A 22,321-nucleotide genomic window follows, 5' to 3' on the forward strand; every position below is an offset into this window, starting at 1 on the left:
CGTGGCCGGATCACGGAACATCCTAGGTCTCTAGCCGCGCGGCCGTCTTGGAGATCATGACCATGGAGTTCGAGACTCCCCACAGCCACCGACACCGTCCGCAGAGGTGTGCGTCATGACCAGGACCGGGGTGTCCGGGCCGCTGCTGGTCGTGCTCGGCCTGCTGTCGGCGGTGGCGCCGCTGGCCACCGACATGTACCTGCCCGTGTTCACCGACCTGGCGGCCGACCTGGGGACGGGCGCGGCCGGCGTGCAGCTCACGCTGACCGCGTTCCTCACCGGGCTGGCGCTGGGCCAGCTCGTCATCGGGCCGCTGTCCGACCGGTTCGGCCGCCGCCGGCCGATCCTGCTGGCCACCGCCGCGGCCCTGGCCGCCTGCGTCCTGTGCGCGCTCGCGCCGGACATCCGGACGCTCGTCGCCCTGCGTTTCGTACACGGGTTCGCCGGGTCGGCGGGCATCGTCATCGGCCGCGCGGTGGCGGCCGACCTGACGTCCGGCCGGGCGGCGGCGCGGATCTTCTCGCTGCTGGCCTCGGTGGTCGGCGTCGCGCCCGTCGTGGCCCCGCTGATCGGCGGCGCGCTGTCGCCCGCCGGGTGGCGCGCGGAGTTCTGGGTGATGGCCGGGATCTCGGCGGTGATGCTGCTCGGTTCGGCGCTCGTCGTGCCCGAGACGCTGCCGCCCGGACGCCGGCACGCGGGCGGCCTGGCCGCCACCGGGCGGACCGTGCGGCGGCTGTTCGCCGACCGGGGCTATCTCGGTTACGCCTTCTCCTTCGCCTTCGGCTTCGCGGGGCTGATGGGGTACATCTCGGCCTCGCCCTTCGTCGTGCAGAACGTCCTGGGCCTGTCCACCCCCGCCTACACCGTGACGTTCGCGGCCAACGCGCTGGGCATGACGCTGACCGGCCTGGCCGCGGCGCGCCTGGTGCGCCGGTTCAGCCCGGAGGGGCTGCTGCGGACCGGGCAGGGGGTCGTGCTGGGGCTGTCGGCCGTGCTGCTGGTGCTGCTGGGGGCGGGGGTGGCCGCAATGGTGGTGCTGCCGGTGCTGTTCGCGCTGGTCAGCTCGTTCACGCTGATCATGGGGAACGCGGCGGCGCTGACGGTGGGGCGGGCGCCGTACGCGACCGGCACGGCGGCGGCCGTGATGGGCGCGTTGCAGTTCGCGCTCGGGGCGCTGGTCTCGCCGCTGGTCGGCCTGGGCGGCGCGGACACCGGGCTGCCGATGGGCGTCACGCTGGTCGTCAGCGCGCTGCTCGGCATCGGCGCCCGCCTGCTGACCCGGGGCCTGCCCGAGACCGGCCCCACCACCGCCGAGGCCCCCGCCCGCGGCTGAGCCCCGTCCGGTGGTGTCTTCCGGGCCTGGGTTCAGGGGGCCGGGTGGGTGCGCAGGGCGGTGACGAGCCAGTCGAGGGCCGGTGCCGACGGGGCCGGGGGCGGCCAGGCGTTGATCACGGCGAGCAGGCGGAGGTAGCGCTCCCTGCGGGGGTCGTTCGCCGCCGTCAGCCTGGTCAGCAGCCGCAACCGGAGGCCGGCGTCGTCGAGACGGCCCAGGAGGCGTGCGTACTCGCCGGCGACCGCCGCCACGACCGGCGCGGACTCGGGCGCGGCGGGATCCACGCCCGCCGCCAGCGCTTTCCCCGCCGCCCACACGCCCACCGACACGGCGTCCCGCGGCACCCCTTCCCCATGGCCCGCGGCACGGTCGGTGGCGTGGTCGGTGGTCAGGTCGTGCAGCCTCGCGCGGAAGGACGGGTCCGCCATCAGTTCGGCCAGTTCCAGCCACGCCTCCACCTGCTCCGGCTCGGCGTCGTCCGGCAGTTCGGGGGTCAGCGAGACCCGCATCCCCGCCAGTCCCGGCCCGGCGTCCGGGACGGCGGCGTCCAGGAAGTCGCCGACCAGGCGGCGGCGTTCGTCCTCCGACAGTCCTGCGAGTCTGTGCATGAGCTCCATCTCCTCGGGCCCCGAGCCGCGCCGGGCCACCGCCGTCAGCACCGCGCGCCGCATCCGCAGCGTGCGGATCCGCACCGCCAGGGCCTCGGCGTGCGCCGCCGCGACCTGCGCGAGCGTCAGCTCCCGGTCCACGACCTTGCGGACCGTGACCAGGTCGACCCCGAGGTCGCGCAGCGTGCGGACGAGGTCGAGGCGGGCCGCGGCGGCGGCGTCGTAGAGGCGGTAGCCGGCCGGGCTGCGTTCCACCGGCGGCACGATCCCGCGGTCGGAGTAGAACCTGATGGTCCTGACCGGCAGTCCGGTCCGCCGCGCCAGGTCGCCGATCGTGTAGAGGGTGCCGTCGTCCATGGCTCCACCTTGGCGTCTCCCCCTGGTGGAGACTCAAGCGCCTCCCTCGTTGCGCGGCTCCGGCCGATGACCGTGGTGTCAAGCCTCGGATCGTGACCGGCGTGATCGTAAGGTGGGACTGACCACCGGGGAGCGGTCCTGGACGTCGCCGCGCGCCTGGGTGCCCTCACTTCGACGGCTCGGGAGAAGTCATGGCTGAAGAGCACCCCCATTCCTACGGCGCCCACGACGCGGCCACCGTGTCGGCCGCCTACCGCAACGCGCTCGACGTGATCGCCGCCGTGGAGCCCGGCGTGGCCGGCGCGATCCGCGCCGAGCTGGCCGACCAGCGCGCCTCGCTGAAGCTCATCGCGAGCGAGAACTACGCCTCCCCGGCCGTCCTGCTCACGATGGGCACGTGGCTGTCCGACAAGTACGCGGAAGGCACGATCGGCCACCGCTTCTACGCCGGTTGCCAGAACATCGACACCGTCGAGCAGCTGGCGGCCGACCATGCCAAGGCCCTGTTCGGCGCCGAGCACGCCTACGTCCAGCCCCATTCGGGCATCGACGCCAACCTGGTGGCGTTCTGGGGCATCCTGGCCCACCGGGTGGAGGCCCCGGCCCTGGCCGCCGCCGGGGCGCGGCACGTCAACGACCTGTCGGAGGACGACTGGGAGACCCTGCGCAAGGCCCTGGGCGACCAGCGGGCCCTCGGCATGTCGCTGGACGCGGGCGGTCACCTGACCCACGGCTTCCGTCCCAACATCTCGGGCAAGATGTTCCACCAGCGCTCCTACGGCACCGACCCGGAGAGCGGCCTGCTCGACTACGACGCGTTGCGCGCGACCGCCCGCGAGTTCCGCCCGCTGGTGCTGATCGCCGGGTACTCGGCCTACCCGCGGCGCATCGACTTCGCCCGCATGCGGGAGATCGCCGACGAGGTGGACGCGGTCCTGATGGTGGACATGGCGCACTTCGCCGGGCTGGTCGCGGGCAAGGTGTTCACCGGCGTGCACGACCCGGTGCCGTACGCGCACGTCACGACGACCACCACGCACAAGTCGCTGCGCGGGCCGCGCGGCGGCCTGGTGCTGTGCCGGCGGGAGTACGCCGACTCCATCGACCGGGGCTGCCCGATGGTGCTGGGCGGCCCGCTCGGCAACGTGATGGCGGCCAAGGCCGTCGCCCTGGCCGAGGCGCGGCAGTCCGCGTTCGCCGACTACGCGCGGGCGGTGGCCGCCAACGCGGTCGCCCTGGCCGAGGGCCTGGCGCGGCGCGGCGTACGGCTGGTCACCGGCGGCACCGACAACCACCTGGTGCTGCTCGACGTGTCCACGTACGGGCTGACCGGCCGGCAGGCGGAGTCGGCGCTGCTCGACGCCGGGATCGTCACCAACCGCAACGCGATCCCGCGCGACCCCAACGGCGCCTGGTACACCTCGGGCATCCGGGTCGGCACCCCGGCGCTCACCTCACGCGGGTTCGGCACGCAGGAGTTCGACCAGGTCGCCGAGCTGATCGTCGGCGTGCTGACCGACACCACGCCGTCGGCCACCTCCAAGGCGAAGTACGACCTGCCGCAGAGCACCGCCGAGAAGACCCGCGCCGCGGCGGCCGAACTGCTGGCCGCCCACCCGCTCTACCCGGGCCTCGACCTGAGCTGACCCACCGGCCGCCCGACCCGCTCACTCCGGCCCGCGGCGGGCCCGTCGCGTGAAGTAGGCGGCGGCCGCCCGGGTGTGGGCGGGGAACGCGAGCTCGGCGGGCCCGTCGATGACCAGCCACTCGCTCGTCTCGTCCGTGGCCTCCATCGGCGGCAGCGCGGACGCGGTGACGCGCGGGCCGAGCCCGAAGATCAGCACGGTTCCGTCCGGGGCGCTGACCACGTCGAAGAGCGTGACGTCGGCGGCCTCGGCCACCACGCCCGTCTCCTCGCGCAGCTCGCGCACGGCCGCCTGCTGCCAGGACTCCCCCAGGTCGATGAACCCGCCGGGGAGGGCGAGCCGGCCGCGGCGCGGCTCGACGTCCCGGCGTACGACGAGCAGGCCGTCGTCCACGGGCAGCAGCGTCACCGCGACCGGCAGCGGGTTGAGGTAGCTGGTGTTCCCGCAGGCCGCGCAGGTGCGGGGCCAGGGCTGGCCGGGGGCGAAGGCGGCGCCGCAGAAGGAGCAGTACGCGTTCCTGATCACGCCGCGATCCTAGGGCCCGGCCCGGCGACCGGGACGGCTGGACGGCGGTGCCGCGGGGTCAGCCCGCGACCGAGCGGTCCGCGCGGCTGACCAGGGGATTGCCGCGGTGGGGTTGCCAGGCGGCGCGCAGGCCGCGCAGCTCCTCCCGGACCCGGGCCGAGGAGATCAGCCGGATGTCGTCGCTCAGGTCGAGGACGGTGGCCGCCGCCTGGTCCACCTCCCCCGCGCGGAGGAGGGAGTGGGCGGCCCGCAGCCCGATCAGGGCACGGGTGCGCAGCTCGACCGGCCGTCTGGCCCGCATGGACGCGGCGAAGTGGCGGGCGGCGGTGGCGTGGTCGCCGAGCTGGGTGAGGGTCAGGCCGATCTGGTGCTCCAGGGACTCGCGCCGGTAGTTGCCCGTCCACTCCGACTCGGGGACGGAGTCGGCGCGTTCGAGCTGGGTCTCGGTACGGCTGAGCAGCCTGAGCGCGTCCCAGCGGGTGCCGGCGGCGGCGTGGGTCTCGGCGCGCATGCCGGTGATCCACGCCTGGGTGCGGGCGGGACCGTGCCCGGCCAGCGCGGACGCGGCCGCCTCGGCCAGGGCCAGCGCCTCGCCGTCGTGGCCCAGCTCGGCCGCCTGGACGGCCATGCTGCGCAGGGCGGTGGCGCGCAGCAGCAGGTCGGCGGCCTCGTCGGCGAGACGCACGCTGCTGATGTAGTAGCGCTGGGCCAGGGCGTGGGCGCCGGCGTCCATGGCCATGTAGGCGGCCAGGTAGCTCAGCTCGGCGGCGGCGGCGAACAGGTCGGGCCTGCGGCGGCCGGTGGTGCCGTGCAGCAGGGGCGTGACCTCGCGGGACAGGTAGGCGGCGACCGCGGCGCGGGCGTGGCCGCCGCCGTAGCGGTCGTCCAGGTCGGCGAAGGCGCGGGTGGTGGCGCGGATCCGTTCGACGTCGCCCGCGCCGGCCCGGCGGGCCGCCGCGCGGCCGCCCGCCCGCCGCGCGGCCAGGACCGATAAGCCCGATAAGCCGGACAACGCGGCCAGGGTGAACGTGCGCCGGTTGAGCAGGTCGTCCTCGCCCAGCACGGCGAGCCGGGCGACCGGGTCGCCGCGCCAGGGATCGTCGGCGGACGGCGACCCGCCCGGCTCCGGCCAGCCCAGATGCGCCGGGCGCAGGCCGGGCCTGCCCAGGCGGCGGCGGAACGCCTCGACCGCCGCGCGCACCGCCTCGGGGCGCGGGATGGTGCCGGTCAGCCAGTGGCCGACCGCCGAGCGGTCGTAGTGCACGCGCTCGCCACTCTCGGCGGCGACGGCGTTGACGTGCCGCGCGGTGGCCGCGTGGGTCCAGCCCGCCTGCTCGATCAACGCCGCCAGCGCCCGGTTGACGACTGGGTGGGTACGGCGGGGCGGCATCTCATCTTCACATCGCTTCACATCACTGTGGCCTCGACGGTGCGCCGGACGTGGCTCACCGTCAAGAGTGCGGGCCGTGCCCCTCGCGGGACGGCCCCGTACGGAGGACGGCGAGGGAGGGGCTGATGGACGGGCTGCACGGCGCGGGCCGGCACGAGACCGGCCTGGAGGAGGCGGCGCAGGAGGAGCTGACGGCCGCGCTGGCGGGCCGCCCGCTGGTCTGCGTCGAACGGTTCAGCACCGCGCTGCGCACCGGCTACACCGGCCCGGCCCCGGTCGAGGTGCTGCGCCCGGCGCTGAGCATCGGCTGCTACTCGGCGTGGGACCCGGCGCTGCCCGGCATGGTCGTCGCCGCCGAGGAGCGCACCAGGACCCGGTCCGTCGCCGAGCGGCACGCCTGGCTGCCCCGCGTCCGGCACGAGGCCGCCCGGTATCTGCTCAAGCTGGACCGTCCGCCGGTCGTCTTCACCTGGTACGACAACGCCCGCCTGCGCGAGCTGGCCGGCCCCGGCGGGGTGGTCGCGGCCATCGACGCCGACGTGCGGGCCGCGATCGAGGCCAAGCACCTGCTGGACGACCTGCTGCGGGCGGCCGGCGTGCCGGCGGTGGCCCGCGTCCCCTGCGTGCACGTCGAGCGGCTGCCCGGACTGGCCGAGCTGCGGCGCGCGGTCGGCACCGAGCGGGTCGTGGTGCAGGCGGGCCGGCGGGCGGACCGGCACGGCACCGTGGTCGTCGCGGGCGAGGACGACATGCCGCGCGCGGCCCGGCTGCTCGGGCCGTACCGGGTGGCGGCGTACGTGCCGGGCTGGCCGTGCACGATCGCGGTGCTCAGCGTGCCCGACCGCGACGGCGGCGTCCGGGTGTACGCCGACCGCCCCGCCCACACCTCGGCCGGGATCGCCGAGCTGGGCGCCGGGCCGATGCGCAGCACGGGCGACGACTGGTCGCGCCCCTGGCCGACGCCCGCCGCCGCGCTGCTCATCGAGTGCGCCGAGCGCATCGCGTCCTGGGCCTGGCGCAGGTACGGCGCGGCCGGCCTGTTCAGCGTGGAGGCCATCCTCACCCCGGGCGAACGGGTCCACCTGACGGCGATCAAGTGGCGGCACCAGGAGGGCACCGAGGTGGCGTCGGTCAACCAGCAGGCCGCCGGGTTGCCCCCGTTCGTGCTGGCCCACCTGTCGGTGATGCTCGGCGGGCCGGTGACCTGGCTGGGGGACGCGCAGGAGTTCAACCAGCGCACGCTGCTGCGCTCGGCCCGGCCGGGCGGGCCGTTCCACGTCCGGGTCCGCCTGGCCCGCGACACCCCCGTACGCGTGTCGGCCGCCCACGGCCCCGGCGTCTACCGTCTGGACCGGTCGGGGAGCCTGCGGTGGGTGCGGCGGGGGGCGCACCCGTCGCAGGCGCGGGCGAACCAGGGCGAGTTCCTGCTGGCCAACCTGCCCGAGCCGGACGTCGTCTGCCATCCGGGGGCCCACCTCGCCACCGTCGAGGGCGTCGCCGAGGGCGGGGCGCACCCGTTCGACGGCCCGGACACCGCCTCCCTGGCCACCCGGCGGATCGTCGCGGCCGTCGAGGACCTGTTCGACGAGGTCAAGGAGCTCTGATCGGCACATTGCCACAGGGAGCCCGCGGACCGATGAGTTCACCCGCCCCCGGTGGTCCAACCTGGTGTCACCCGACTCCGCGGAAGGACCCACCGATGAGCACCACGCACATTCTCGACATACCGGGCGGACGCCTGCGCTACCACGTCCGCGGCAGCGGCCCGCTGCTGCTGCTCGTGGGCGCGCCGATGGACGCCGCCCCCTTCGCCCCGCTGGCCGAGGAGCTGGCCGGCGAGCACACCGTCGTCACCCACGACCCGCGCGGCGTGTCCGGCAGCACGCTCGACGACCCCGGCCAGGACTCCACCCCCGACCTGCGGGCCGGCGACGCGCTCGCGATCATCGACGCGCTCGGCGCCGAGTCGGCCGACGTGCTCGGCAGCAGCGGCGGCGCGGTCACCGGCCTCGCCCTGGTCACCCGCCACCCCACCCGCGTGCGCACCCTCGTCGCGCACGAGCCGCCCGTGCTGGAGCTGCTGCCCGACGTGGCCCGGCGCCGCGCCGAGGTGGACGACATGATCGAGACGTTCCGCCGGGAGGGCCCGGGAGCGGCGTTCGGGAAGTTCATGGCCACCGCGGGCTTCCAGACCGGCGAGGACGCCCCGGCCCCGCCGCCGAGCGAGTCGCCCGAGCAGGACCTGGCCGACGCCGCCCACTTCTTCCTGCACGAGCTGCGCGGCACCACCCGGTACGTGCCCGACGTCGCGGCGCTGAAGGCCGGGCCGGCCCGCGTCGTCGTGGGCGTCGGGGCCGACTCGGGCGGCCTGCTCACGTACCGCACCTCGCTGGCGCTGGCCGACCTGCTCGGCGCGCCGCCGGTGGTGTTCCCCGGCGAGCACAGCGGCTTTGTCGACCGTCCGAAGGAGTTCGCCGACGTGCTGCGCGAGGTGCTGGCCCACTGACGCGGGAGGCCCACTGAGGCGGCGGGCCCCGGGCGGCTCGCTCCTGGTGGCTCGCTCCTGGTCGGGCGCTCAGCCGCCGGGGGTCAGGTTCGCCGGGAAGCCGCCGGTCGCGATCGGCCCCCAGCGGTCGATCGTGATCCGGATCAGCGACTTGTTCTGGCGGCGCATGGCCTGCCGGTACTCCTCCCAATCAGGGTGCTCGCCGGCGATGCACCGGTAGTAGTCCACCAGGGCGTCGAGGGCCTCGGGCATGTCCAGCACCTCGCCTCGCCCGTCCACCTGGACGTAGGGGCCGTCCCAGTCGTCGGACAGCACGCACATCGAGACGCGCTCGTCGCGCCGGGCGTTCGCGGCCTTGGCGCGACCGGGGTAGGTGGAGACCACGATCCGGCCCTCGTCGTCGACGCCGCACGAGACCGGCGAGAGCTGGGGACGCCCGTCGGCGCGGGTCGTCGAGAGCAGGCCGTGATGCCGGGGGCGGAGGAAGTCGAGAAGTTCGGGCAGATCGACGCGGCGGGCGGTCGCGATCCTGGGAGCCATACGGGACGCCTTTCCTGTGCGGTGCCGGCTTCGATCCTGCCATCCGGCGCGGGCCCCGGCTTCCGGGGCTCGCCCAGGCGGCCCTATGGTGTGGTTCGCCGGCATATGCCGGTACGCGCCCGAGGGAGGAGCGGAATGCCGGAAGTCCGTCCGCTCCGGCCGGGCGATCCCGACAGGATCGGCGACCACCGGCTGCTCGGCGTGCTCGGCTCGGGCGGGCAGGGGGTCGTCTACAAGGGCGTCGACGGCGCGGGCCGCGAGGTCGCGATCAAGCTGCTGCACAGCCACCTGACCCAGGACGACGACGTCACCCGGGGCCTGCTGCGCGAGGCCGAGGCGGCGCGCCGGGTGGCCGCGTTCTGCACGGCCGCCGTGCTGGACGTGGGGGTGGCCGACGGGCGGCCGTACATCGTGAGCGAGTACGTCGCGGGCGACACGCTGCAGAGGCTCGTCCGGGAGTCGGGGCCGCGCACGGGGGGCGCGCTGGACCGGCTGGCGATCTCCACGCTGACCGCGCTGGCCGCCATCCACGAGGCCGGGATCGTGCACCGGGACTTCAAGCCGGGCAACGTGCTGATGGGGCCCGAGGGGCCGATCGTCATCGACTTCGGCATCGCCAAGGCCCTGGGCGCGACGACGCAGGCCTCGGCGCCGATGGGGACGCCGGCGTACATGTCGCCCGAGCAGTTCGCGGGCGAGCGGGTCGGGCCGGCGTCCGACGTGTTCAGCTGGGCGGGGACGATGGTGTTCGCGGCCACCGGCCATCCGCCGTACGCGGGCGAGACGGTCGCCGCCATCCTGCACAAGGTCATGAGCGGGACGCCCGACCTCACGGACGTGCCGGCCCGCCTGGTGGACCCGATCCGGTCCTGCCTCGCCAAGGACCCCGCCGCCCGTCCCACCCCCGCCGCCCTCCTCCGCCACCTCATCAGCGCCCCCGGCACCGCGGGGCCCGGTGCGCCGATCCCCCCGCCCGGAGCCGGAGCGACGGCCCATCCGACCGGAGCCGGAGCCGGTGCGACGGTTCCGCCGCGCGGGCCTGGGGCGACGGTTCCGCCGGCCGGGGGCGGAGTTGGGGCGACGGTTCCGCCGGCTCTGGGTGGGGCGACGGGGCCGGCGTTTCACGGGGAGGCGACCAGGCCGGGTACGGATCGGCGGGTGAGCAGGCGGGCCGTGGTGGTCGGCGGTGCGACGGCCGCGGTGGCTGCGGCGGCGTCCGCCTTCCTTCTTCTGCGCCCCGCGAACGGCCTCGCCGACGACCCGTCCCCCCGCCCCACCGGCGACCCGACCGGCCCCCCGGCGACGGGCACGGCGACGGGCACGCCCACGACAGCCGCGACGAGCCCAGCGCCCAGCACGTCCCCCACGGAGTCCCCCACCGGGTCGCCCACCGGATCCCCCACGGCGTCCGCCACCCGGTCCCCCACGGCCGAGCCGTTCGGCGCGCCCGTCAGGGAGCCCGTGGCGCTGCCGGCGGGCAGCGGGACGCCGGCCGTCCTGGCCGCCGCCGGCGCCACCGTCGTCTGCGGCACGTCCAAGGGCACGGTGCTCGTCTGGGACCTCGGCCCGGCATCCGCGCCCGTGCGCAGGCTGGGCGACGGCGGCGCCGCCGTGACCGCCGTGGCCTGCGGCGAGGGCAAGGCCGCCACCGGGCACGGCGACGGCGCGATGCGGCTGTGGAACCCGGCGGGCGGCGCTCTCCACACGAAGAAGGCGGCCGACCCGGTCATCGCCGTCACCACCGCCGGACGCGCGGTCGCCGTCACCCAGAAGTACGACAGCCTGAAGGACCTGCACAGCGTCGTCCGCCTGTGGGACCTCGCCACCGGCCGCCAGATCGGCCCCGCCGTCACCGACCACTTCCAGGGCGTCAACGGCCTGGCGTTCGGCCGCCTCGGCGACGACGAGGTGCTGGTCACCGGCGACGGCGCCAATCGCGTCCGGGTGCGCCGCCTGTCAGACGGAAAGGTGACACATACCTACAAGACCGGCGAGATCGGCGGCATCGAGCTGCTCGCCTGCGGCGAGCTGGACGGCCGTCCCGTCCTGGTCTCCACCCACCTCGACGCCACCCTGCGCGTCTACGACCTGGCGACCGGCAGGCGCAGGAAGAAGTGGAACTTCAGCCGCCGCAGCCCCGACGACCGGGGGGCGTCCGCGCTGGTCGTGGGCGCGCTCGGCGGCAGGCCCGTCGCGGTCGTCGCGCACGCGCCGGGCGGCGGCGAGACGGTCGTCCGCGTCTGGAGCCTGACCGACGGCAAGGTCGTCGGGGAGCTGGGCCCCGGGCCGGGCGCCGAGGTGCGGGCCCTGGCGCTGGCCGAGCTGGAGGGCCGTCCCGTGGTCGTGGGCAGCGGCGGCGACGCCCTGCTGAGCGCGTGGAGCCTCGGTCCCGCCTGACGCTCATCCAGGTTTAAGAATCGCGGCCTAGGGTTCGGGCTGTGCTCACGGACGAAGTGGTGAAGGAGCCCGTGCGGACGCGTCCGCGCCGGGTCTGGCGGCGGCGGCTGGCGACGGCGGTCGCGGTCCTGTTCGCGGCGGGGACGGCGGTCCGGCTCGGCGGCCTGGAGTCGGGCGTCCTGCTGGTCCCGCTGGTGTCCTTCACGCCGTACTTCGGGGTGGCGGCGCTGCTGATGCTGGGGGCGGCCGCGCTGGCCCGCAGCCGGGCGGCGGTCGCCGTCATGCTGGCGGTGTGCGTGTGCCTGGCCTGGCTGGTGCTCCCGCGCGCCCTGCCCGGCGGTACGGACGGCGCGACCGGCCGCCCGTTGCGCGTGCTGACCGCCAACCTCAACGGCGGCCGCGGCGACGCCCGCACGATCGTCGACCTGGTCCGCACGCTGAACGTGGACGTGCTCAGCCTCCAGGAGCTGACCTGGGCGGAACGCGACCGGCTGGCGGCGGCCGGGCTGGAGACGCTGCTGCCGTACCAGGTCACCAAGCCGGAGACGTGGGGGCCGGTCGGCAGCGGCGTGTACGCGCGCCACCCGCTGCGCGAGCGCACGGGCCTGTTCCAGCCGGTCGGGCACCACATGCCGGTCGTGGAGGCGGCGCTGCCCGGCGGCGCGGTGGAGGTGGTGGTCGTGCATCCGGTGGCGCCGGTTCCCTCGACCGTGCCGGAGTGGGCGGCGGGGGTCGGGACGCTGCCGCCCGCGCCGTCCACGGGCGCGCCGCGGATCCTGGCCGGGGACTTCAACGCCACGCTGGACCACGCCGTGTTCCGGCGGCTGCTGGGCACCGGCTACACCGACGCGGCGGCGGCCACCGGCAAGGGGCTGGTCCCCACGTGGCCGATGCGCCGGATCCCGCCGCTGGTGGCGATCGACCACGTGCTCACGGACGGGCGGGCGCGGGCGGTGGACGTGCGCGTCCTCGACCTGCCCGGCTCCGACCACCGCGCCCTGTTCGCCGACCTCCGCCTCCAGAGCTGACCCGCCGGAAGCCCAGCGGGCGTTCCGGACGGGCCGGGGCGGTGTCAGGCCAGCCAGGCCGCCGTGTCGGTGGGCAGGCGGTCGCCGTCCAGGGCGCCGCTGGCCAGCAGGACCGTGCCGTGGGCGGGCAGCGGCACCGGGTCGGCGCCCAGGTTGACCACGCAGGTCAGACCGGAGTCCCGGGTGAAGGCGAGCACGTCGGGCCCGAGGTCGAGCCAGGTGAGCGTGCCGTCGCCGAGCCGCTCGGCGCGGATGCGCAGCCCGTCCCGGTAGAGGTTGAGCATCGAGCCCAGGTCGGCGGTCTGGGCCTCGACGGTGAGCTTGTTCCAGGCGTCCGGCTGCGGCAGCCACGGCGTGGCCGTGCCGAAGCCGAACGGCGGCTCGTCGCCCGACCACGGCAGCGGCACCCGGCACCCGTCGCGGCCCTTCACCGTGTGGTTCGAGCGCCGCCACATCGGGTCCTGGCGCAGCTCGTCCGGGATGTCGTCCACCTCCGGCAGGCCCAGCTCCTCGCCCTGGTAGATGTAGATGCCGCCGGGCAGCGCCATGGCCAGCAGCGCCGCCGCGCGCGCCCGGCGGTAGCCGAGCTCCAGGTCGGAGGGGGCGCCGTCCCTGCGGTCGCCGTGGTCCCAGGAGGTGTCGGCGCGGCCGTACCGGGTGACGACGCGGGCGACGTCGTGGTTGGACAGCACCCAGGTGGGCGGGGCGCCGAGCGGGGCGTGGGTGGCAAGGGTCTGCTCGATCACCTGGCGCAGCCCGGCGGACTCCCAGGGGCAGGCCAGGAACGGGAAGTTGAAGACGGTGTGCAGCTCGTCGGAGCGCAGGTAGCGGGCCAGGCGCTCCTGGTCGGGCAGCCAGACCTCGCCGACCAGGACGCGGCCGTCGTACTCGTCGTTGATCAGGCGCCAGCTGCGGTAGACGTCGTGGACCTCGTCCAGGTCCTCGTACGAGCCGGTCAGGCCGTCCGGCTTGGCGAGCAGGGCGGCCGAGTCGATGCGGATGCCGTCCACGCCGCGGTCGTACCAGAAGCGCAGCACGTCGTGGAACTCGCGGTGGACGTCCGGGTTGGTCCAGTTGAGGTCGGGCTGGCCGGGGTCGAACAGGTGCAGGTACCACTGGCCGTCGGGCACCTGGGTCCAGGCGGGGCCGCCGAAGATCGACTGCCATTCGCCGGGCTCGTCCCGGAACCAGAACCGGTCGCGCACGGACGGGTCGCGCAGCGCCTCCCGGAACCACGCGCTCGCGGTCGAGCTGTGGTTCGGCACCACGTCGATGATGATCCTGATGTTCAGGGCGTGCGCCTCGGCGATGAGCTCCTCCGCCTCGGCCAGGGTGCCGAACACGGGGTCGATGTCCCGGTAGTCGGCCACGTCGTACCCGCCGTCGGCCAGCGGCGACGGATACCAGGGGTTGAGCCAGATCGCGTTCACCCCGAGCGCCGACAGGTACGGCAAACGTGCCCGCAGCCCCGCCAGGTCGCCCACGCCGTCACCGTTGCCGTCGGCGAAGCTGCGCAGGTAGACCTGATAGATCGCGGCTCCCCGCCACCACGTTTCGGACATGCTGAAGACAACTCCTTGCCATAGGTGGAGGCACTCAGCCCTTGAGGCTGCCGGCGGTGAGTCCCGCCATGATGTGCCGCTGGAAGATGAAGAAGACGATGACGGTCGGGATGCTGGCGATCACCAGGCCGCCCATGACCTGGTCCTGCGACACGGCTCCGGCGGTCTGGGCCAGGCCCACGCTGAGCGTCATCTTCTCGCTGTCGCTCATGACGAGCAGCGGCCAGATGAAGTCCTTGAACGAGGTGACGATCGTGAAGATCGACGTCACGCCGAGGATCGGGCGGGAGACCGGCAGCACCACCGACCACAGGATGCGGAACGGGCCGCCGCCGTCGATCTGGGCGGCTTCGAGCAGCTCGCGGGGGATGGAGTCGAAGAACCTCTTGAGCAGGAAGATGTTGAAGCCGTTGGCCGCGGCGGGCAGCCACAGGCCCCACGGGTTGTTCAGCAGGTCCCAGCCGAGGACCGGCACGTCGTGGATGGCGAGATAGGTGGGGATGAGCACGACCATCGGCGGGATCATCAGCGTGGCCAGCATGGCGCCGAGGATGACGTTGCCGAACGCCGGGCGCAGCTTCGACAGCGCGTACGCGGCGGCGACGTCGACCGACATGGTGATCAGCCAGCCGCCGCCGGCGTACAGGACGGTGTTCTTCAGCAGCGTGCCGATGTCGAACAGCTCCCACGACTCCAGGAACTTCCCGAAGTTCAGCTCCTTCGGGAAGAGCGTGGGCGGCACCTGGGCGAACTCCTCGGCCGACTTCAGCGCGCCGGTGATCATCCAGTACATCGGCAGGAGGAACACGACCGTGAACGTGACGACCGTCGCGACCAGGACCGTCCAGTAGACCCGCCGTCCCCACCGGCTGTTGAGCTGGTGCGGGGAGATGATCGTGCGGAACTGCACCTCGATGCGCCTGGGCGGCCGTCTCCTGGCCCGGCGACCTGGCGAGGGCGGCGCGGCGGGGCGTCGCAGGGTGGCGTTCGACATGGTCAGCCCTTCTCCTCGCGGGTCAGCCGGAGCTGCACGGCGGCGAAGGCGAGCAGCACGACCATGAGCATCATCCCCAGCGCGCCGCCCGCGCCGTAGTCGCTGTAGGTGAACGCCTGCTGGAACATCAGGAAGACGACGGTGGCGGTGGCGTTCTCCGGGCCGCCGCCGGTGAGCAGGTACGGCTCGATGAAGACCTGCATGGTCGCGACGATCTGCAACATCAGCATGAGCAGCAGGATCAGCCGGGTCTGCGGGATCGTGATGTGCCTGATCCGCTTCCAGACGCCGGCGCCGTCGAGCTCGGCGGCCTCGTAGAGGTCGGGCGGGATGTTCTGCAGCGCGGCGAGGTAGATCAGGGTCGCCGAGCCCATGTTCATCCAGGTCGAGACGAGCACCAGGCAGAGCAGCGCGGTGTCGGTCGAGTAGATCCAGTTGAGTCCGGGCAGCGAGAAGAAGCCGAGGATCTGGTTGAACAGGCCGACGTCGGGGTCGTAGAACCAGCGGAAGAGCAGCACCGCGACGGCCGGGGGCAGCATGACCGGCAGGTACACCACGAACCGCAGGTAGGCCCGGCAGTGGCGGAGCTCGTTGAGCAGGATCGCCACCGCGAACGGCAGCCCGTAGCCGAGCACCAGCGCGAGGACGGTGAACATGAGCGTGTTCAGCCACGCGGGCCCGAAGGCCGGGTCGGCGAAGGCGGCCCTGAAGTTGTCCAGCCCGACCCACTCCGGCTCGTTGACCAGGTCGGTCTTCTGGAAGCTGAGGATGAACTCCTGGACGATGGGATACCAGGAGAACAGGACGAAGCAGAACAGCGCCCCGACCATGAACCCGTAGGCCGTCAGGTTCCTCCGCAACGCCCGGCGCAACGGCGAGGGCGGCCTCGGCCGTCGCGCGGCTCCGGCGGTCGCAATGCTCATGGGGTGTCTCCGATCACCGACTCGACGTACCGGGGCGCCGGCGGGCGCGGCGCCCCGGTCTCACGTTCCGCTCAGCTCTTGCCGAGCATGGCGTTCGCCTTGGTCTCGGCGTCTGCGAGGAGCTGGTCGACATCGGCGTCCTCGCGGCTCAGCACGGCCGACATGGCGACGTCGAGGATGGCGTAGAGCTCCTGGGCGTGCGGCGGCTCCATCTTGGGCGGGATGGTGGCCGAGGCGTCCACGTACGGCTGGTAGTTCTCCACCGGCAGGGTGGCGTTGGCCTTGCGGGCGTCCTGGATGGCCTTGCCGGTGGGCGAGGCGCCGTAGACGTCGTTGTCGGGCACGCCGACCGGGTTGCCGAGCGACTTGCCGCGGGCGAAGTCGAAGCGGCCCTTGTCGACGGTGTTGAAGCGGAAGTTCACCCAGGCCAGGCCGGCCTTGGCCTGCTCGGGCGTGGCCTTGGGGTTGACGAAGAACGCCTCGCCGCCGCTCAGCGACGCCTTGGCCTCGGGGAAGCCGGTGATGCCGTAGTCGGTGGCGGCGCCCTTGAACTTGTTGACCACGTCGGTGACGACGTCGGGGGCGCCGAGCATCATGCCGACCTTGCCCGAGCCCATGGCCTGCATGAGCGGCTCCCAGGCGTTGAACAGCTTGGCGCCGGTGCTCTTGTCCACCCAGCGCAGGTCCTTGAGGAACTGCAGCACGGCCTTGCCCTCGGGCGAGTTGAACGCGGCGGTCCTGCCGTCGGCCGAGACCATGTCGCCGCCGCGGCCGTACAGGGCCTGGTTGAAGTGCCAGCCGCCGGTGTTGCCGCCGGAGTACTCGCCGTAGCCGATGACGCCGCCGCCGAGCGCGGCGATCTTCTTGGCCGCCTCGCGGACCTCGGCCCAGGTCTTGGGCGGGCTGTTGGGGTCGAGCCCGGCCTTGGTGAACAGCGCCCGGTTGTAGACCAGGCCGACGCTGTAGTGGACGTTGGGGACGCCGTAGACCTTGCCGTCCTTGGTGACCAGGTCGCGGACGTCCTGGCGCAGGTCGTTCCAGTTCTTGATCTCACCGGTGTACGGCGTGATGTCCAGGCCCTGTCCCTTGGCGATCACGTCGCCGTAGTTGGTGACCGGCACCACGAACACGGTCTCCATCTGGCCGCCGGCCAGCTTCGGGCCGAAGGTCTTGGGGTCGAAGCAGGGCTGCTGGTCGGTGCTCTTGACCGTCACGCCGGGGTTGGCCTTCATGAACGCGGCCACGTCGTCGTCCCAGGCCTGCCGCTCCTTGGGGACGGACTTCGCGGGCTGGCAGGCGACGGTGATGCTCACCTGCGCGGCGCCGGAGGCGCTGCCCTGCGCCTCGGGCTTGGTGTCGTCGCCACTGCCGCAGGCCACGGCGCTCATGCTCAGGCCTGCCGCCACGAGCAGCCCCACAGTCCTGCGATAGTCCGATCTCTTCATCGATCTGACCCTTCCGAAGCTTGACGAAGCCGGGGGACGGTGAGGCGCCCCGCTGTGCGCTCACAATGGCAGATCCCTCAGATGTCCGCAATGTTTCGACATAGGGTTGCAAGATAACGACTAGGTCACCGGAAGACGTTCTCAGGACGAGCCGCGAACCCGTCCCGTCGAGGCTCTGACCACCAGCTCCGGGTCGAAGAGCAGCTCGTCGGCGGGCACCACGTGCTTGTCGATCTGCGCGATGAGCAGGTCGACGGCGGCCCGGCCCATGGCGTCGATCGGCTGCCGCACGGTGGTCAGCGGCGGGTCGGTGCAGTTCATCAGGGCCGAGTCGTCGAACCCGACGACCGAGACGTCCGCCGGCACCGACAGGCCGGCCCGGCGCACGGCCCGCACCGCGCCGAGCGCGAGCATGTCGCCGGCGCACACGATGCCGGTCACGCCCCTGGCGACCAGCCTGGCGGCCGCCGCGTGGCCACCCTCCAGCGAGTACATGCTGTGCTCGACCAGCGCGGGATCGACCTGCCCTGCCACGGCGGCGAGCTTGCGCCGGGACGGCACGTGGTCGCGCGGCCCGAGCACCAGGCCCACCCGCTCGTGGCCGAGGCTGCGCAGGTGGCCGAGCGCGATCTCGGCGGCCACCACGTCGTCGGCCGACACCTGCGGGAACCCCAGGTGCTCGACGGCGGCGTTGACCAGGACGGTCGGCAGTTTGCGCTCGTAGAGCAGCTCGTAGTGCTCGTGGGAGGCGTCGGCCTGGGCGTAGTGGCCGCCGGCGAAGACGACGCCGCTGACCTGCTGGGAGAGCAGCAGGCTGACGTAGTCGGCCTCGCTCACCCCGCCGACCGTGCGGGTGCACAGCACGGAGGTGAAGCCCTGCTGGGCCAGGGCGCCGCCGACGACCTCGGCGAACGCCGGGAAGATCGGGTTCTGCAGCTCGGGCAGCACCAGGCCGACCAGCCGGGCGCGGTCGCCGCGAAGCCGGGTGGGGCGCTCGTACCCGAGCACGTCGAGGGCCGTGAGCACGGCCTCCCTGGTGGCCTCCGACACGCCGGGCTTGCCGTTGAGCACCCGGCTCACGGTCGCCTCGCTCATGCCGACCTTCTTGGCCACGTCTCCGAGTCGTCGGGTCATGCGCAAACTATACGACCAATCCCGCAAAGACTTGCAACAGCTTGCGCTCATCCTTGCGGGCGATGGGTGGGATTTCCGCCGCTTCCGCAGGGGCCACGACCTGCTTCGTCCGCCGGGCGCACGAAATCACGCGACAGTCGATTATTTGCGAAACGAAGTAGAAACATTGCGGATTTCTAGGAGTCAACTTAAGGTGCGGGCAACCCTCCCAGCCCGACGAGAGGTGACACCCCCCATGAGACGCAAGCCCTCCCTCTTACGACCGCTCGCGGCGGCCGTGGCCGTCGCCCTGGCCCTGATCGGCTGGACGGCTCCACCGGCCGCGGCCGCGGGCCCGAACCTGGCGGCCGGGAAACCGGTCACGGTGAGCAGCACCACCGACGTCTACGGCGGCGGCAACGCCACCGACGGCGACCAGGCCACCTACTGGGAGAGCGCCAACAACGCCTTTCCGCAATGGATCCAGGTGGACCTCGGCTCGGCCGTCAGCGTGAACGAGGTGGTCCTCAAGCTGCCCGCCACGTGGGAGTCCAGGACGCAGACGCTGACGGTGCAGGGCGGCACCGAAGGCTCGCCGCTCACGACGCTCTCGGCCTCGGCCGTGCGCACGTTCGCCCCGGCGGCGACGATCACCTTCACCGCGGCGACCGTCCGGTACGTCCGGGTGACCGTCACCGCCAACACCGGCTGGCCCGCCGCCCAGGTCTCGGAGTTCGAGGTGCGCGGCCCCGGCTCGGGCGACACCCAGGCCCCGTCCGCGCCCGGCGGCCTGGCCTACACCGAGCCGGTCGCCGGGCAGATCAAGCTGACCTGGACCGCCGCCACCGACAACGTGGGCGTGACCGGCTACGACGTCTACGCCAACAACGCGCTGCGCGGCAGCGTCGCCGGGAACGTGCTGACCTACACCGACACCCAGCCCGGCACGCTGACGGTCTCCTACCAGGTCAAGGCCAGGGACGCGGCGGGCAACCAGTCCCCGGCCAGCAACACCGTCACCCGCGTCGGCAGCGGCGGCGGCGGCTCCAACCTGGCCGCCGGCAAGCCGATCACCGCCTCCTCCTACGTGCACACCTACGTCGCCGCCAACGCCAACGACAACAGCGTGACGACCTACTGGGAGGGCGCGGGCGGCAGCTATCCGAACACGCTGACCGTGCAGCTCGGCGCGAACGCCGACGTCTCCTCGGTCGTGGTCAGGCTGGACCCGGCCGCCGTGTGGAGCACCCGCACCCAGACGTTCCAGGTGCTCGGCAGGGAGCAGGGCGCCTCGGGGTTCACGAACCTGGTCTCCTCGGCGGCCTACACGTTCGACCCGGGCTCGGGCAACACGGTGACGGTGCCGGTCGGCGCGCGGGTGGCCGACGTGCGGCTCTCGTTCACGGCCAACACCGGGGCCCCGGCGGGGCAGGTGGCCGAGCTGCAGGTCATGGGCGTGCCCGCGCCGAACCCCGACCTGACCGTGACCTCGCTGTCCTGGTCGCCACAGGCGCCGGTGGAGACCGATGCGGTCACGCTGTCGGCCGTGGTCAGGAACGCCGGCAACGCGGCGTCGGCCGCGACCGACGTCGCCTTCTCCCTCGGCGCCGGCAAGGTCGCCACCGCGAACGTGGGCGCGCTGGCCGCGGGCGCCTCGGCGACCGTGACCGCGAACATCGGCGCCCGGGACGCCGGCAGCTACCCGGTCACCGCCAAGGCCGACGACGCCGGGACCGTCATCGAGCAGAACGAGTCCAACAACTCCCTCACCGGCCCGTCCCCGCTGGTCGTCAAGCCGGTGGACACCTCCGACCTGGTCGCCGCGCCGGTCTCCTGGACGCCGGGCAACCCGGCCGCCGGCAGCGCGGTCGCCTTCTCCGTCGCGATCAGGAACCAGGGCACGGTGGCCTCCGCCGCCGGCGCGCACGGCGTCACGCTGACCGTCGCGAACGAGGCGGGCACGGTCGTCAGGACCCTGACCGGCGCCCACAGCGGCGCGATCGCGGCCGGCGCCACCACCGCCCCCGTGTCCCTGGGCACCTGGACGGCCGCCGGCGGCCGCTACACCGTGAAGACCGTCATCGCGAACGACGCCAACGAGCTGCCGGTCAAGCAGGCCAACAACACCAGCGTCCAGCAGCTCTTCGTCGGCCGCGGCGCGAACATGCCGTACGACACCTACGAGGCCGAGGACGGCGTGACCGGCGGCGGCGCGCAGGTCGTCGGCCCGAGCAGGGACGTCGGCACGGTGGCCGGCGAGGCGTCGGGCCGCCGGGCGGTGACGCTGAGCCAGAACGGCTCCTACGTCGAGTGGACCACCAAGGCCGACACCAACACCCTGGTCACCCGCTTCTCCATCCCGGACGCCCCGGGCGGCGGCGGCACGAGCTCGACCCTGAACATCTACGTCGACGGCGCCTTCCACAAGGCCATCGACCTGACCTCGAAGTACGCCTGGCTGTACGGCGCGGAGGCGAGCCCCGGCAACTCCCCCGGCGCCGGCCCGGCCCGCCACATCTACGACGAGGCCAACGTCATGCTGAACGCCACGGTCCCCAAGGGCAGCAGGATCAGGCTGCAGAAGGACCCGGCCAACAACACGACCTACGCCATCGACTTCGTCAGCCTGGAGCAGGTCTCGCCGGCCGCCAACCCCGACCCCGCGCACTACGCCGTACCGGCCGGGTTCTCCCAGCAGGACGTGCAGAACGCCCTGGACAAGGCACGCCAGGACGCCAACCTGACCGGCGTCTACCTGCCCGCGGGCACGTACCAGACGACGGGCAAGTTCCAGGTGTACGGCAAGGCCGTCAAGGTGGTCGGCGCGGGCCCCTGGTACACCAGGTTCGTCTCGCCCTCGGGCCAGGACGGCACCGACGTCGGCTGGCGCACCGAGGCGTCGTCGAACGGCTCGACGTTCGCCGGGTTCGCCCACTTCGGCAACTACACCTCGCGCATCGACGGCCCCGGCAAGATCTTCGACCTGTCGAAGGTCTCGAACATCACGATCGACGACCTCTGGGTCGAGCACCAGATCTGCATGTTCTGGGGCACGAACGTCGACCACGTCACGATCAGGAACTCGCGCATCAGGAACACCTTCGCCGACGGCGCGAACTTCACCAACGGCAGCACGAACAACCTGATCACCAACGTCGAGGCCCGGGCCACCGGCGACGACAGCTTCGCGCTGTTCGCGGCGATCGACAACGTCAACGCCGACCAGTCGGGCAACGTCTTCGAGAACATCACCTCGCTGCTGACCTGGCGGGCCGCGGGCGTCGCGGTGTACGGCGGCCAGAACAACGTCGTGCGCAACGCCTACATCGCCGACACCCTGGTCTACTCGGGCATCACGATCAGCTCGCTGGACTTCGGCATCCCGATGCGGGACTTCGGGCCGGGCCAGACGAAGTTCGAGAACATCTCGCTCGTCCGCGCCGGCGGGCACTTCTGGGGACAGCAGACGTTCCCGGCGATGTGGATCTTCTCCGCGTCCAAGAAGTTCACCGCGATCCGGGTCACCGACGTGGACATCGTGGACCCGACCTACAGCGGGATCATGTTCCAGACCGGCTACTCCAGCCCGAGCACGCCGCTGAACCCGGTCACCGACACCGTGTTCACGAACGTGTCGATCTCGGGGGCGCACCGCAGCGGCGACGCCTTCGACGCCAAGTCGGGCTTCGGCATCTGGGTCAACGAGCTGCCCGAGCCGGGGCAGGGCCCGGCGGTCGGCTCGGCGACGTTCGGCAATCTGCGGCTGAGCGACAACGCGACGAACATCCGCAACACGACGAGCACGTTCACCCTCAATGTGAACTGAGCCCGTCCCGACGTGCCGTCCGGGTCCGTGGGGGCCCGGACGGCACGTCCGTGATATGACCCAAATGGTATGCAAGCTCCGTGGACAACTTTAAAGTTTCTTTACATAATCCGATGAACCCGCTGGTC

The 22,321-nt window shown here is 73.1% G+C and carries 16 protein-coding genes and 1 riboswitch; of the genes, 7 read left to right on the forward strand and 9 right to left on the reverse strand.

All coding sequences use genetic code 11. The annotated features are described in order from the left end of the window. The first annotated feature begins 115 nt into the window (after positions 1-115). Positions 116-1,333, forward strand: coding sequence for a multidrug effflux MFS transporter (locus tag ACIBQ6_RS46185; RefSeq protein WP_397219037.1), 1,218 nt, complete (start codon positions 116-118; stop codon positions 1,331-1,333). A gap of 32 nt (positions 1,334-1,365) precedes the next feature. Here ACIBQ6_RS46185 and ACIBQ6_RS46190 read toward each other — a convergent pair whose 3' ends face one another. Further along, entirely contained in the window at positions 1,366-2,298 is a 933-nt protein-coding gene (locus tag ACIBQ6_RS46190; protein WP_397219038.1) for a MerR family transcriptional regulator, read from the reverse strand. A gap of 82 nt (positions 2,299-2,380) precedes the next feature. Further along, a riboswitch (ZMP/ZTP riboswitch) is annotated at positions 2,381-2,467 on the forward strand. 22 nt (positions 2,468-2,489) lie between these two features. Between ACIBQ6_RS46190 and ACIBQ6_RS46195 the strand changes: the two genes are divergently transcribed. After that, positions 2,490-3,944, forward strand: a complete 1,455-nt coding sequence (locus ACIBQ6_RS46195) for a glycine hydroxymethyltransferase (protein ID WP_397219039.1) — start codon at positions 2,490-2,492, stop codon at positions 3,942-3,944. Positions 3,945-3,965: 21 nt separating this feature from the next. On the opposite strand, the gene ACIBQ6_RS46200 is transcribed toward ACIBQ6_RS46195, so the two are convergent. Together ACIBQ6_RS46200 and ACIBQ6_RS46205 are read right to left on the reverse strand one after the other, a co-directional pair. Beyond that, the gene (locus ACIBQ6_RS46200) at positions 3,966-4,469 is read right to left on the reverse strand and encodes an NUDIX domain-containing protein (protein ID WP_358292616.1); all 504 of its coding nucleotides are present in this window, start codon (positions 4,467-4,469) and stop codon (positions 3,966-3,968) included. Positions 4,470-4,527: 58 nt separating this feature from the next. Beyond that, positions 4,528-5,859: a hypothetical protein gene (locus tag ACIBQ6_RS46205; protein ID WP_358292613.1), complete on the reverse strand. Its 1,332-nt coding sequence runs from the start codon at positions 5,857-5,859 to the stop codon at positions 4,528-4,530. 125 nt (positions 5,860-5,984) lie between these two features. On the opposite strand from ACIBQ6_RS46205, the gene ACIBQ6_RS46210 reads away from it, so the two are divergent. Together ACIBQ6_RS46210 and ACIBQ6_RS46215 are read left to right on the forward strand one after the other, a co-directional pair. Beyond that, a complete protein-coding gene (locus tag ACIBQ6_RS46210) occupies positions 5,985-7,463 on the forward strand; it encodes a hypothetical protein (RefSeq protein WP_397219040.1) in 1,479 nt (492 codons plus the stop codon). A gap of 95 nt (positions 7,464-7,558) precedes the next feature. Then, a complete protein-coding gene (locus ACIBQ6_RS46215) occupies positions 7,559-8,365 on the forward strand; it encodes an alpha/beta fold hydrolase (protein WP_397219041.1) in 807 nt (268 codons plus the stop codon). 69 nt (positions 8,366-8,434) lie between these two features. Here the strand turns inward: ACIBQ6_RS46215 and ACIBQ6_RS46220 are convergent, their stop codons facing one another. Then, positions 8,435-8,905: a PPOX class F420-dependent oxidoreductase gene (locus ACIBQ6_RS46220; protein WP_364336894.1), complete on the reverse strand. Its 471-nt coding sequence runs from the start codon at positions 8,903-8,905 to the stop codon at positions 8,435-8,437. Positions 8,906-9,040: 135 nt separating this feature from the next. Here ACIBQ6_RS46220 and ACIBQ6_RS46225 point away from each other — a divergent pair, with 135 nt between their 5' ends. Beyond that, positions 9,041-11,302 (forward strand): WD40 repeat domain-containing serine/threonine protein kinase, encoded by a 2,262-nt coding sequence (locus ACIBQ6_RS46225; RefSeq protein ID WP_397219042.1) that lies wholly within the window; start codon positions 9,041-9,043, stop codon positions 11,300-11,302. A 41-nt stretch (positions 11,303-11,343) separates the two neighbouring features. Next, the gene (locus ACIBQ6_RS46230) at positions 11,344-12,330 is read left to right on the forward strand and encodes an endonuclease/exonuclease/phosphatase family protein (RefSeq protein ID WP_397219043.1); all 987 of its coding nucleotides are present in this window, start codon (positions 11,344-11,346) and stop codon (positions 12,328-12,330) included. Positions 12,331-12,374: 44 nt separating this feature from the next. On the opposite strand, the gene ACIBQ6_RS46235 is transcribed toward ACIBQ6_RS46230, so the two are convergent. From ACIBQ6_RS46235 to ACIBQ6_RS46255, 5 genes are all read right to left on the reverse strand, one after another. Continuing rightward, positions 12,375-13,892 (reverse strand): glycoside hydrolase family 13 protein, encoded by a 1,518-nt coding sequence (locus ACIBQ6_RS46235; protein ID WP_397219044.1) that lies wholly within the window; start codon positions 13,890-13,892, stop codon positions 12,375-12,377. A gap of 34 nt (positions 13,893-13,926) precedes the next feature. Beyond that, complete coding sequence (locus ACIBQ6_RS46240; protein WP_358292594.1) at positions 13,927-14,886, reverse strand: carbohydrate ABC transporter permease; 960 nt, start codon at positions 14,884-14,886, stop codon at positions 13,927-13,929. A gap of 2 nt (positions 14,887-14,888) precedes the next feature. Continuing rightward, positions 14,889-15,809, reverse strand: coding sequence for a sugar ABC transporter permease (locus ACIBQ6_RS46245; RefSeq protein WP_352325894.1), 921 nt, complete (start codon positions 15,807-15,809; stop codon positions 14,889-14,891). A gap of 71 nt (positions 15,810-15,880) precedes the next feature. Beyond that, positions 15,881-17,254: an extracellular solute-binding protein gene (locus ACIBQ6_RS46250; protein WP_397219045.1), complete on the reverse strand. Its 1,374-nt coding sequence runs from the start codon at positions 17,252-17,254 to the stop codon at positions 15,881-15,883. A 141-nt stretch (positions 17,255-17,395) separates the two neighbouring features. Continuing rightward, positions 17,396-18,388: a LacI family DNA-binding transcriptional regulator gene (locus tag ACIBQ6_RS46255; protein WP_358292588.1), complete on the reverse strand. Its 993-nt coding sequence runs from the start codon at positions 18,386-18,388 to the stop codon at positions 17,396-17,398. Positions 18,389-18,623: 235 nt separating this feature from the next. Between ACIBQ6_RS46255 and ACIBQ6_RS46260 the strand changes: the two genes are divergently transcribed. After that, a complete protein-coding gene (locus ACIBQ6_RS46260) occupies positions 18,624-22,193 on the forward strand; it encodes a discoidin domain-containing protein (RefSeq protein ID WP_397219046.1) in 3,570 nt (1,189 codons plus the stop codon). The last annotated feature ends 128 nt before the right edge of the window (positions 22,194-22,321 follow it).

It is taken from the genome of Nonomuraea sp. NPDC049655, assembly GCF_044465465.1.
GTDB lineage: Bacteria > Actinomycetota > Actinomycetes > Streptosporangiales > Streptosporangiaceae > Nonomuraea.

Excerpts from the sequence above, each read along its gene's own strand:
- ACIBQ6_RS46185 (WP_397219037.1), top strand. The coding sequence starts at position 116 with ATGACCAGGACCGGGGTGTCCGGGCCGCTGCTGGTCGTGCTCGGCCTG.
- ACIBQ6_RS46190 (WP_397219038.1), bottom strand. The coding sequence starts at position 2,298 with ATGGACGACGGCACCCTCTACACGATCGGCGACCTGGCGCGGCGGACC.
- ACIBQ6_RS46195 (WP_397219039.1), top strand. The coding sequence starts at position 2,490 with ATGGCTGAAGAGCACCCCCATTCCTACGGCGCCCACGACGCGGCCACC.
- ACIBQ6_RS46205 (WP_358292613.1), bottom strand. The coding sequence starts at position 5,859 with ATGCCGCCCCGCCGTACCCACCCAGTCGTCAACCGGGCGCTGGCGGCG.
- ACIBQ6_RS46210 (WP_397219040.1), top strand. The coding sequence starts at position 5,985 with ATGGACGGGCTGCACGGCGCGGGCCGGCACGAGACCGGCCTGGAGGAG.
- ACIBQ6_RS46215 (WP_397219041.1), top strand. The coding sequence starts at position 7,559 with ATGAGCACCACGCACATTCTCGACATACCGGGCGGACGCCTGCGCTAC.
- ACIBQ6_RS46220 (WP_364336894.1), bottom strand. The coding sequence starts at position 8,905 with ATGGCTCCCAGGATCGCGACCGCCCGCCGCGTCGATCTGCCCGAACTT.
- ACIBQ6_RS46225 (WP_397219042.1), top strand. The coding sequence starts at position 9,041 with ATGCCGGAAGTCCGTCCGCTCCGGCCGGGCGATCCCGACAGGATCGGC.
- ACIBQ6_RS46235 (WP_397219044.1), bottom strand. The coding sequence starts at position 13,892 with ATGTCCGAAACGTGGTGGCGGGGAGCCGCGATCTATCAGGTCTACCTG.
- ACIBQ6_RS46240 (WP_358292594.1), bottom strand. The coding sequence starts at position 14,886 with ATGTCGAACGCCACCCTGCGACGCCCCGCCGCGCCGCCCTCGCCAGGT.
- ACIBQ6_RS46245 (WP_352325894.1), bottom strand. The coding sequence starts at position 15,809 with ATGAGCATTGCGACCGCCGGAGCCGCGCGACGGCCGAGGCCGCCCTCG.
- ACIBQ6_RS46250 (WP_397219045.1), bottom strand. The coding sequence starts at position 17,254 with ATGAAGAGATCGGACTATCGCAGGACTGTGGGGCTGCTCGTGGCGGCA.
- ACIBQ6_RS46255 (WP_358292588.1), bottom strand. The coding sequence starts at position 18,388 with ATGACCCGACGACTCGGAGACGTGGCCAAGAAGGTCGGCATGAGCGAG.
- ACIBQ6_RS46260 (WP_397219046.1), top strand. The coding sequence starts at position 18,624 with ATGAGACGCAAGCCCTCCCTCTTACGACCGCTCGCGGCGGCCGTGGCC.